Raw genomic sequence first — 10,269 nt, forward strand, 5'->3', positions numbered from 1 at the left:
CGAGGTCGACTTCATCCTCGCGCCCCCGCCCGACGAGGTGGAGGCGCTACGGAAGGACAAGTACCAGGTGCTGCAGTCCAACGCCCCTCACATCTGGTACTGGCACCTGAACATGAAGGACGACAAGTTCAAGGACGTGCGGGTGCGCAAGGCGCTCCAGATGTCGGTCGACAAGGACCGGATGTGCAAGGAGCTGCTCCGCGGCACCGCGAAGCCGGCGTGGAGCATGATCTCCCCCGCCACCGTCGCCTACGACCCGAAGTACAAGCCCTACTCCTACGACCCGGAGAAGGCCAAGGCGCTGCTCAAGGACGCGGGCCTCGGGGGCGGCTTCGAGACCACGTTCTGGACCTCGACGTCGGGCTCGGGCCAGATGATCCCGGTGGCGATGGCGGAGTGGATCCAGCGCGATCTCGCCAAGGTGGGCATCAAGGTGAAGCTCGAGACCTTCGACTGGATCACCTACCTCTCCAAGATGTTCCAGGGGCTGCGCCCGGGCCACGGGGCCTACCAGCTCTCGTGGGGCATGACCAGCAACTTCTGGATCGACATCGTGGCCCGCTCCACGCGCCAGCCCGACAAGGGCGTGAACGTGGGCTGGTACGCGAACCCCAGGGTGGACGGCCTGCTCGACAGCGCGCGGGCCGAGCTCGACGACAAGAAGCGCGCCGCGATCTACAAGCAGATCGACCGGATCATCATGGAGGAGGACGCCGCGTTCTTCCCCATCTGCAACGACCTGAACCTGGTGGTCCTGAGCCCGAAGGTGAAGGGCTTCGTGAACCCGCCCGAGGAGTGGTTCCAGCTCTGGACCCCCTGGGTCGAGGCCTAGGCCGGCGGTCTCGGGAGACTGACGCCGCTAGGGAGCAGCCGCGTAGCGGACGGAGTGGGCGGCGTGGACCTGCCAGTTCTCGCCGTACCGGGCGGCGAGCGCGGGAGCGTGGATGACCAGGAGATTCTCGACGTTCTCGCGCTCCGCCGCGACGGTGTAGCCGAAGCTGCCGGTCAGGACCACTTCGGTGTCGATCACCATCACGTTGCTGCCGGTGGTGTGCATGCGGTCGATGAGCACGCCGACCCCCTCCCGGGCGAGGGTGTCGGCCGACGACGGCCGGCCCTTGCCGTGCCGGCGATCGAGGATGATCTCCACCTTGACCCCGCGATGCTCCGCGTCGGTCAGCGCCTTGGTGATCTGGGGCGAGCTCAGCGTCTCGGCCTGGACCAGGACGGTGTGGCGGGCGCGCACGAGGGCCTCCACCACCGCCTGGGCCGCGCCGCCGCCGGGTGAGAAGTAGGCCGCCCAGGGCCGGGACTGCTCGGGCTCGACCACGCGGGGCGCCTGGGCCTGGGCCACCGTCCCACTCACGACCAGGGATAGAGCCAGCGCGGTCGCCAGACCCTTCATGAGGCGATCATCGCACGAGTGTCCCGACCGCACTATCCCGGGCATTTTTTACCGGCTCACGCTATGTTTAAGGTGCCATGGGCTCATCGATGTCCAGACGAGGCTTCCTCGTCGCCGGCCTCGGAGCGGCCACCGCGAGCGTGCTGGCCGCTCGACGGGCCGCGGCGGGGCTGGCGCCGGCCCGCTACCTGGTCGTCAATGCCGACGACCTCGGCCTGTCGGCCGAGATCGACCAGGGCATCTTCGAGACCCACGACACCGGCATCGTGACCAGCGCCAGCCTGCTGGTCGACGGGCCCGACGCCGAGGCCGCCATCGAGCAGGCGCGCAAGCGGCCCAAGCTGGGACTGGGTATCCACGTCTCGTTCGACAACCGCGGGAAGCTCTTCACCGACATGCAGGATCTCCCCGCCGTCCAGCAGCAGATCGACCGCCAGCTCGCCGCCTTCGTCCGGATGGTGGGCAGCCCACCCGACCACATCGACTCGCACCACCACCTGCACCGGCTCTTCAACGTCGCGCGCCTCTTCCTGGCCGCGGGACGTCGCTACAACGTGCCGGTGCGCGGCTTCTCCGACGTGGTGTTCGTGGGTCGCTTCTGGGGCCAGCCCGAGTTCGGCAAGACCGACATGTCGAAGATCAGCGTGGAGGTGATGGTGTCCATGCTGCGGGCGCTCAAGCCGGGCGTCACCGAGGTTTCCTGCCATCCCGGCCACGTCGAGACGCGCCCCGACGCCATCTACAACCGCGAGCGCGAGGTCGAGCTCGCGACGCTCACCGACGAGCGGGTGAAGAACACGGTCACCGAGGAAGGCATCCGGCTCATCAACTACCGCGACTACGCGCGGATGAGCCGGGAGGCGCGCTGAGGGAGCCCCGCCCTCAGATGCGCCCTCAGATACGCCCTCAGATACGAATGAAGATCCGGCGCCGGTAGAGCACGCTCAGCAGCCCGAGCCAGACCACCACGTAGGTGACCGCGTAGGCCAGCGAGGCGTTCGACGGCGAGAGCCACGACGCGTAGAGCGTGTCGTAGAGATAGGTCTTCAGCACCACCTCTTGCCCGTCCGGCGCTCGCGTGAAGGTGATCCAGTCGAGCACGATCCCGCACAGCGTCGACAGCCAGTAGGCGGTGATCGCGTTGGTCCCGAAGACCAGGAACGGGGTGGTCCAGCCTCGGAGCCCCTTGATGTCGACCAGCCAGAAGATGGCGGCCAGCAGCAGGCACGCGATCCCGGCCGACAGCAGCACGTAGGAGCTGGTCCACAGGCTCTTGTTGATGGGGAAGACGCGGCTCCAGATCCAACCCGCCGCCAGCGTCGTGGCCCCCGCGTAGAAGAGGCCGAAGGCCTTGGCCCCGACGCCGCGTCCCGAGCGCACCCAGTGGCCGACGAGCACGCCGCAGATCACCGAGCCGACTGCCCCCAGCGTGCTCAGCAGGCCCTCCGGGTCCCACGTCCGCGTCTCCTGCCAGACGTGATTCACCCCGAGGAGCCGGAAGTCGAGCCAGTTCGAGAGGTTCTTCTCGGGCTCGAGCACCCCGCGGCCGACGCCGGGCACCGGCACCAGGGTCAGGAGCGTCCAGTAGCCAATCAGGAGACAGACCAGGGTCAGCGCCTGGCCGCGCACGCCGGTGAGCAGCACCACGACCGCGGTGATCAGGTAGGCGATCGCGATGCGCTGCAGCACGCCCGGGATGCGCAGATGCGGCAGGTCGTAGTGCGGAAACCCCTGCAGCGCGAGGCCGAGGGCGAAGATGATCCCCGCGCGCACGAGGGCCTTGCGGAAGAGCATCGTCCGGCTCTCACCCGCGTCCGCCAGCCGGCCCAGCGAGAGCGCGGTGGCCACGCCCACGATGAAGAGGAAGAACGGGAAGACCAGGTCGGTGGGCGTCCAGCCGTTCCAGGCCGCGTGCTCGAGCGGCGGGTAGACGTGGCTCCACGTGCCGGGATTGTTGACCAGCAGCATGGCCGCGATGGTGAGCCCGCGGAAGACGTCCAGCGACTGCAGGCGGGGAGGAGGGACGGGGTCCGGCGGGCGGGACGGCAGCGGCCCCACACGCTCGGCCACCACCTGCGCGGGAGGCTCCGGCACGGTCACCCGAATGGCCATTTCCCGCATCCTAGCACCGGCGGGAAGCCCCGAATGGTCGTGGTATGGTACCCGCGCCTGGCCAAAGGAGGCCCGTCCATGGAACGCGGGGCGACGCGCGCGGTGACGTCGTGAAGCTGTCCGTCGAGTTCCCCAGCGTGTCCTATCGCGAGGGCCCGGCCGCGGTCGCGGACCTGGCCCGCGCGATCGAGCGGATCGGCTACGATCACATCGACATCTTCGACCACGTGGTGATGGGCGTGCCGATCGAGGGACGAGCGCGCGGCCCCTACAATCCCCAGATGCCGATCCTGGAGGCGCTCATGGCGCTCTCCTACATGGCCGCGGTCACCACTCGCGTCACCCTCGGCACCGAGGTGCTGGTGCTGCCCCAGCGCCAGCCGGCCCTTGTGGCCAAGCAGGTCAGCACGCTCGACACGCTCTCCGGCGGGCGCGTGCGCCTGGGCGTGGGGGTGGGCTGGCAGGAGTCGGAGTACGAGGCGCTCGGCGAGCCGTTCGGGACGCGCGGGCCGCGGATGGACGAGGCGATCCGTCTCATGCGGGCCTACTGGAGCGACGCGGAGGTCACGGTGCCGAGCCCGCACTACCCCACCGTGTCGATGGCGATGGAGCCCAAGCCCCCCCAGGGCGCGCGCCTGCCGATCTGGATCGGCGGTCTCTCGGAGGCCGCGTTCCGCCGCGTGGGACGCCTGGGCGACGGCTGGCTTGCGAGCCGGGTGACCGATCCGGTTAGCGCGCGGGTAGCCATCGACGCCATCCACCGACACGCGGAGGCCGCGGGACGCGACCCGCAGGCCATCGGGCTGCAGAGCATGGTGGCGCCGCCGCCGCGCGACGCGGCGGGCAAGACCTTCTACGCCGACCACGCCCAGGTGGTGGCCCGCGTGGCGGCGCTCAAGGCGATGGGCTTCGGCTGGGTCGCGCTCAACGCCACCGCGATCTTCCAGGCCGGCGCGCGCTCGGTCGCGGCGATGACCGAAGAGCTGCACCGCCTGCACGACCGGATTCGCGCCGAGGTGGGCTGAGCCGCTTGACCGTGCCCCCGCAGGCGCTGGCGCTCAGCAGCGCCCTGTGCACCGCGAGCGCCACCCTCCTCATCCAGCGCGGGCTCCAGCGCTCCAACTTCTACGCGGGCGCCTGGATCAACGTGGTGGTGGGCGCGGTGGCCGCGTGGTCCGCCACCCTGCTGCTGGTCCCCTGGCACGCCTACACGTGGCGCTCGGTGCCCTACTTCGTGTTCTCCGGCGTGGTGGGCACCGCGGGCGGCCGGCTCTTCCGGGTGCTGGCCATCCAGAAGGTGGGCGCGCCCGTGGCCGCCGCGGTCAACAACCTGGCCCCCCTGGTCGCCACCGGGCTCGCGATCCTGCTGCTGGGCGAGCACGTGACGGTGCCGATCCTGGGCGGCACGCTGGTGATCGTGTTCGGCACCATCATGCTCTCGCTGAGCGGCCGCTACGTGGGCTTCCGGGTGCTCGACCTCGCCTACCCGTTCATCGCCGCGTCCTGCTTCGGCACCGTCGCGATCGTGCGCAAGCTCGGCCTCAGCAGCGCGGGGCCGCTCTTCGACGCCGCGGTCAACGTCACCGCCGCGCTGATCGCCTCCACCACGTTCCTGCTCGCCTCCGGGAACCTGGGCTCGCTGCGCGTCGATCGGCGGAGCGTGGGTTGGTTCGTGGGCGGCGGCGTCGCGGAGAACAGCGGCGTGTTCCTGGTCCTGCTCGCGCTGGGCGGCGGCGACGTGAGCGTGGTGATCCCGCTCGCGGGCACCGCCCCGCTCTTCGTGCTGCTCATCACCTACTTCCTGCCCGGACAGGCCTCCCGGCTCAACTGGCGCCTGGTGCTGGGCTCGGTGCTGATCGTCCTCGGCGTGATGGTGCTCACCCGCTGACCGAGTCTGTTGGCGACGTGACAGCGATTGTCATGGACGCCGGGCCGCCCGCGCGAAGGTCTTCGCAAGTAGGCGTCATATCGGACGATCAGATAGGCACCCCCATTGCATCGACGCAAGGGGTCGGCGCTATCCATGCTAACAATCTGGCGCACGCGATCTTCTCACCAGGCCGGCTTCTCCCTTGCCGAGCTGATCATGGTCATCGCGGTGATCGGCATCCTGGCGGTCATGGCGGTGCCGGCCTACCTCAGGTACCACCAGGCGGCCATCCTGAAGTCCGGTGCCCAGCAGGTCGTGACGATGATCAATCAGGCCCGCGAACTGGCGATCAAGCAGAACGACAGCGTCTGCGTCAAGCTGTCCACTTCGACCCAGATGGTCTATGCGCTCGGTACCTGCGGGGGCAGCGCGTGGGTCGGCGCCGGCACGGACGCGGCCGGCAACATGATTCTACCCACCGGCACCACGATGACCGCCAGCGCGAATCCCATCTTCAACTACGTAGGATCCGCCCTACCGGCGGCCACCTACACCCTCACCAATACGCAGACCGGCGCGACTCTCACCGTGGCCGTGGCGGCCTCCGGCCGGGTCACGATTCAGCCGTGACAGGAGCGACCCCGATGCGACGAGTCCTTTTTGATCAACGCGGCATGACGCTGGCCGAGGTACTGGTCGCGCTGCCGATCATCACGATCGGCCTGCTGGCGCTGCTCTCGGCCATTCCGCTCTCCACCTACGCGACCCAGGATGGGCGCCAGACCTCGACGGCGACCTTTCTCGCGAACCAGCGGCTCGAGCAGGTCCGGAATGCGCAGTGGACGGCTACGTGTCACGTCGACCCTGGCACGCTCGCGGTAGGTCCGGGAGCCGACGTGATCGACCAAGTCGGCGTCTCGGCATCATCCACCGTGGCTCCCAAGGACCCGAGCAACGCCGTGACCTTTGCCGACGAGAGTCCGATGGCGGCTCCCTATGCCGCCTACTCCCGCCAGGTGCGCATCACGGACTCGGTGGCGGCGGCTCCGACCTGCACTTCGGCCGGAGTCATGAGTGGCAGCGGGATCCGGCGGGTCACGGTGAGCGTGACCTACACGCCGCTCAGCGCCACCGGGACGAATGCCGTCGCTGGGACGCGGGCCGTCAGCGTCACCATGCAGGTCGCACAGAAATGAGCGCGCGCACCGTGCTCCGCGATCAACGCGGGTTCACGCTGAGCGAGCTGCTGGTGGTGGCGGCCGTGCTCGGCCTGATCCTCGCTGGGGTCGTACTGGTCCAGCAGCGGGGACAGGAGGCCTATCTTTTCGGGTCGCACCGAGTCGAGGTGCAGCAGAACAACCGGGCGGCCCTCGAGCTCATGGTCAAAGAGCTTCGATCGGCCCAGTCCGTCACCGCCATCCCGAGCGCCACGGATCTGACATTCCGCGATCAGAACGGCACGACCATTCAGTATCAGATCTCTGGTACGACCCTGAATCGCATCAGCGGGGGTACGACCATCCCCCTGATCGGTGGTGTTCAGACGCTGACCATGACGTACTACTCTGATTGGAACGGGGCGACCAATACGGGCACCACGACGGCCACGGCCGCGAGCGTGCGGCTGATCCGGCTCCAGTTGGTGACCGGCACCGAGGACCAGGTGGCCTCGAGCTCACCCAGCAATCAGCGCGCAACCATGGAGTCCGTTGTCCGGCTGAGAAACATCCTGTAGTGACAAGGAGGCGCGTGTGCGCACCCGTCACATGATCGTTGGACTGCTAACTGATGAGCGAGGCATCGCGCTACCGATGGCGCTGCTCGCACTCCTGATTCTTTCGACACTCGTGATCGCGTTCGCCCTGCTGGCCTCGTCCGAGCCACTGATCAGCACCAACCAGAAGATGGTGGCTCAGGCGCGGTCGGTGGCTGAGTCTGGCCTGGAACGCGCGATCTGGGCACTCAACAATCCCACCGATCCCGACGGAATCCCCGACCCCTTCCCGGCAACAGCTCCCGCCCCGTACGACGGCAGCACCAGCATACCTATCCTCGACAGCACCGGAACGCAGATCGGCTTGGCGTTCGTGACGGTCACCGCCGGAGGCGCAGCGAACGAGCGGAACATCGTCTCGGTCGGCTGGGTTCCGACGAACACCTCAACCGCCAAGGCGAAACAGAAGATCCAGGCGACGGTATCGAAGTTCCTCTTCCGGGCGACACCCCCGCCGGCGGCCCTGACCGTCGCGGGCGAGATCAATGCCGGCGGTAACGTGAACATCAACTCCCGTACCGATCTCAGCTGCGGCAACAAGGACGGCACGTGGAGCGCTGGCAATACCGACACCGGGGGCTCGGCGACGATCTACGGGGCCGACGCTGGCGCGAACTGGAACATTGCCAACCAGTCGCTCAACGGCATGGGCAGCCTGGTGACCGACCAGCGAGTCAACGTTCCCAATTCCGCCTTCGATCCCTACATCCTGAAGAACGCAGACCTGAACACCCTCAAGGCGTGGGCCAAGAAGAACGGCACCTACTTCTCGGGCGCCTCGGTCCAGGGCTTGAACTTCAACTCTGGCAACAAACTGCCGAACGGCATTATCTTCATCGACACCGTCTCCGGCAACAACATCGACTACAACGCCGACGGGACCGCCTGCACGGGATGCACTCCGACGTCGGACTTTGCCGACGTCTCGATCCACGGCGGTTTCGCGGCGGACCCCAGCGGCGTCTTCAGTGGCATGATCGTCGTGGCGGGCGGGCTGGCCATCGATGGCAACGTGACGATGCATGGACTGGTCTATACGGTCAACGATCTGACCTACGTGGGCACCGGCAACGGGGAGATCGACGGCGCCGTGTTCAGCCAGAACGTCCGTGACGTCTCGTCCACGACGATTGACACGAACACGGGCGGCAACGCGCAGATCAACTACAACTGCAACTATGCCTCGAATCCGGGAGGACAGATGCCCCAAGGCTTCACCGTCGCGCCGGGCACCTACAAGGAGGTTTCGGGCTAGTATGAGCCGAGCGAGGATTCACGCGCTGCTCGTCCCTCTGATCCTCCTGGTCGCGTGCCAGTCTCCATCGCCGCCGACCCGCTCCACATCGTCTGAAACCCCGGCGGATCTGGCGGCCCGGGCTCTCGCCGCCGGTCGCTACGCCGAGGCGGCGCAACTCTACCGCGAGGCCTTGGACGAGGCTCCCGGCAAGATGCAGCTTCACTACGGACTCGCGGTCGTTAGCTCCTTTCTGGACCTCCGTGACGAGGCGATCCGAGAGTTCCGATGGGTTTTGCAGTACGGATCGCCGGGCGCCCCGGAGGTCGAGGCGTCCCGAGCATGGCTGGCACGGGCCGGAGCCCTGCCAGTGGCCTACGACGCGACGAACCCGAGCCGCCCCGAGAAGGAGCGTGCACCGGGCAATGCGAGCCTCGAAGGGCGAGCCGTGTTCGCGGAGGACGGGAAGCCGCCTTTGCCGATGCAGCGGATGCAGCTCTTCTTGGTGGGACAGCCGAACAGTCCCACGAAGCTGGAGCGCTACAATCTGCGCACCGACGAGCAGGGCAACTTCAAGTTCCCGGATGTCGTCCCGGGGCCTTACAAGCTCACCAACCGGGTCGCCGGGCGGCCCACCTGGCGCCTTCGCGTTGACCTCAAGGGCAGTGAAGTCAAGGTCCTCGAGCTCACCCCGGCCAACGGCGTCGATTCACAGGACGACTTCCCCGAGTCGTAGCTTCTCGACTAATGACTCTCGTGAAATAGAGTGATGGGAATCATGGGCTACGATGCCATGTTGACATATGGCCACCACACGGGGAACTCAGCGGGACTTCGCAGCGCTGGAAGCGCGGCGGATGGAGGCCGCGCGGCTGTTCGCCCGGAAGGTGTCGCAGAACGAGGTGGCCCGCCAGGTGGGAGTGAGCGTGACCGCGGCGCATCGGTGGTTTCATGCGTGGCGGGCCCAGGGGCGACGGGGCCTAAAGGCCGCGGGGCGCGCGGGCCGCAAGCCGCGGCTGGACCGCGCCGCGCTGGCCAAGGTCGAGCGGGCGCTGCTGCAGGGAGCGCCGGCGCATGGCTTTGCCACGGATCTTTGGACCCTGCCGCGGGTGGCGACGCTCATAGCGCGGCAGACCGGGGTGCAGTTCCATCCGGGGCACGTCTGGTATCTGCTCCGGGCGTTGAACTGGTCGGTGCAGCGTCCCGTGCGCCAGGCCCAGGAACGCGACGAGGCAGCGATCGCGCAGTGGAAGCGTACGCGGTGGGTGCAGGTAAAAAAAACGCCCGGCGGCGCCGCGCCTGGCTCGTCTTCGAGGATGAAAGCGGCCTCTCGCACCACCCGGTCGTCCGCCGAACGTGGGCGCCGCGCGGCCAGCCGCCGATCCTGACCCATGTCGGCAGCAACTGGAAGCGTCTGTCGATCGCCGCCGCGCTGGCGTTTCGGTGGGATGGTCACCGGAGCCGCGTTTACTTCCAGACCCGCCCCGGCACCTACACCGACGAGCGCTTGATCACGTTCTTGCGCGCACTCAAGCGCCACTTCCGCCGCCGGCGGGTCATCCTGCTCTGGGACGGGTTGGCCGCGCACAAGAGCCGCCGGATGCGGGCGTACCTGGCCCGGCAACGGCCCTGGCTTCAGGTCGAACGCTTGCCGGCCTATGCGCCCGAGCTCAACCCGGTCGAGCAGATCTGGGGCAACGTCAAAGGGCGCGATCTCGCCAACCTGTGTCCAACCGAGGTTCTGGCGCTGCGCCGGCCGGTGCAGTGCGGCTTCGCGCGCGTTCGCCACGATCCCGACTTGGCCTTCAGCTTCCTTCGACATACGGGGCTGAGCGTCTAACGTGACTATTACAGTATTACACGAGAGTCATTAG

The 10,269-nt window shown here is 67.7% G+C and carries 12 protein-coding genes and 1 pseudogene; 11 read left to right on the forward strand and 2 right to left on the reverse strand.

All coding sequences use genetic code 11. The features are described from left to right. A partial coding sequence (locus VHR41_02610; GenBank protein HEX3233061.1) for an ABC transporter substrate-binding protein occupies positions 1-832 on the forward strand: 832 nt, incomplete at its 5' end. 27 nt (positions 833-859) lie between these two features. Here the strand turns inward: VHR41_02610 and VHR41_02615 are convergent. Continuing rightward, positions 860-1,405 carry a phospholipase D-like domain-containing protein gene (locus VHR41_02615; GenBank protein HEX3233062.1) on the reverse strand — a complete coding sequence of 182 codons (546 nt, stop codon included), beginning with the start codon at positions 1,403-1,405 and terminating at the stop codon, positions 860-862. Positions 1,406-1,494: 89 nt separating this feature from the next. Here VHR41_02615 and VHR41_02620 point away from each other — a divergent pair, with 89 nt between their 5' ends. Next, on the forward strand, positions 1,495-2,274 hold the full coding sequence (locus VHR41_02620; protein HEX3233063.1) for a ChbG/HpnK family deacetylase: 780 nt from the start codon (positions 1,495-1,497) through the stop codon (positions 2,272-2,274). Between the two features lie 37 nt (positions 2,275-2,311). Here VHR41_02620 and VHR41_02625 read toward each other — a convergent pair whose 3' ends face one another. After that, positions 2,312-3,517: a heparan-alpha-glucosaminide N-acetyltransferase domain-containing protein gene (locus VHR41_02625; GenBank protein HEX3233064.1), complete on the reverse strand. Its 1,206-nt coding sequence runs from the start codon at positions 3,515-3,517 to the stop codon at positions 2,312-2,314. Between the two features lie 110 nt (positions 3,518-3,627). Here VHR41_02625 and VHR41_02630 point away from each other — a divergent pair, with 110 nt between their 5' ends. From VHR41_02630 to VHR41_02670, 9 genes and pseudogenes are all read left to right on the forward strand, one after another. Then, positions 3,628-4,542 carry an LLM class F420-dependent oxidoreductase gene (locus VHR41_02630; GenBank protein ID HEX3233065.1) on the forward strand — a complete coding sequence of 305 codons (915 nt, stop codon included), beginning with the start codon at positions 3,628-3,630 and terminating at the stop codon, positions 4,540-4,542. An 11-nt stretch (positions 4,543-4,553) separates the two neighbouring features. Further along, positions 4,554-5,405 (forward strand): EamA family transporter, encoded by an 852-nt coding sequence (locus VHR41_02635; protein ID HEX3233066.1) that lies wholly within the window; start codon positions 4,554-4,556, stop codon positions 5,403-5,405. A gap of 135 nt (positions 5,406-5,540) precedes the next feature. After that, on the forward strand, positions 5,541-6,017 hold the full coding sequence (locus tag VHR41_02640; GenBank protein ID HEX3233067.1) for a GspH/FimT family pseudopilin: 477 nt from the start codon (positions 5,541-5,543) through the stop codon (positions 6,015-6,017). Positions 6,018-6,031: 14 nt separating this feature from the next. After that, a complete protein-coding gene (locus VHR41_02645; GenBank protein ID HEX3233068.1) occupies positions 6,032-6,583 on the forward strand; it encodes a prepilin-type N-terminal cleavage/methylation domain-containing protein in 552 nt (183 codons plus the stop codon). Next, entirely contained in the window at positions 6,580-7,122 is a 543-nt protein-coding gene (locus tag VHR41_02650; GenBank protein ID HEX3233069.1) for a prepilin-type N-terminal cleavage/methylation domain-containing protein, read from the forward strand. The genes VHR41_02645 and VHR41_02650 overlap by 4 nt, the downstream gene beginning before the upstream one ends. A 16-nt stretch (positions 7,123-7,138) precedes the next feature. Further along, positions 7,139-8,416 carry a hypothetical protein gene (locus VHR41_02655; GenBank protein ID HEX3233070.1) on the forward strand — a complete coding sequence of 426 codons (1,278 nt, stop codon included), beginning with the start codon at positions 7,139-7,141 and terminating at the stop codon, positions 8,414-8,416. A 1-nt stretch (position 8,417) separates the two neighbouring features. Further along, complete coding sequence (locus VHR41_02660; protein ID HEX3233071.1) at positions 8,418-9,131, forward strand: carboxypeptidase-like regulatory domain-containing protein; 714 nt, start codon at positions 8,418-8,420, stop codon at positions 9,129-9,131. A gap of 67 nt (positions 9,132-9,198) precedes the next feature. After that, positions 9,199-9,594: pseudogene (locus VHR41_02665) on the forward strand (winged helix-turn-helix domain-containing protein). Between the two features lie 47 nt (positions 9,595-9,641). Further along, positions 9,642-10,235, forward strand: a complete 594-nt coding sequence (locus tag VHR41_02670) for an IS630 family transposase (GenBank protein HEX3233072.1) — start codon at positions 9,642-9,644, stop codon at positions 10,233-10,235. Positions 10,236-10,269 lie beyond the last annotated feature (34 nt).

It is taken from the genome of Gemmatimonadales bacterium, from assembly GCA_036265815.1.
Classification (GTDB): Bacteria; Gemmatimonadota; Gemmatimonadetes; order Gemmatimonadales; family GWC2-71-9; genus CAVVWJ01.

Bases quoted from the DNA above. Each gene is read 5' to 3' on its own strand.
- VHR41_02640 (HEX3233067.1), top strand. From the start codon at position 5,541: ATGCTAACAATCTGGCGCACGCGATCTTCTCACCAGGCCGGCTTCTCC.
- VHR41_02615 (HEX3233062.1), bottom strand. From the start codon at position 1,405: ATGAAGGGTCTGGCGACCGCGCTGGCTCTATCCCTGGTCGTGAGTGGG.
- VHR41_02660 (HEX3233071.1), top strand. From the start codon at position 8,418: ATGAGCCGAGCGAGGATTCACGCGCTGCTCGTCCCTCTGATCCTCCTG.
- VHR41_02645 (HEX3233068.1), top strand. From the start codon at position 6,032: ATGCGACGAGTCCTTTTTGATCAACGCGGCATGACGCTGGCCGAGGTA.
- VHR41_02650 (HEX3233069.1), top strand. From the start codon at position 6,580: ATGAGCGCGCGCACCGTGCTCCGCGATCAACGCGGGTTCACGCTGAGC.
- VHR41_02620 (HEX3233063.1), top strand. From the start codon at position 1,495: ATGTCCAGACGAGGCTTCCTCGTCGCCGGCCTCGGAGCGGCCACCGCG.
- VHR41_02625 (HEX3233064.1), bottom strand. From the start codon at position 3,517: ATGGCCATTCGGGTGACCGTGCCGGAGCCTCCCGCGCAGGTGGTGGCC.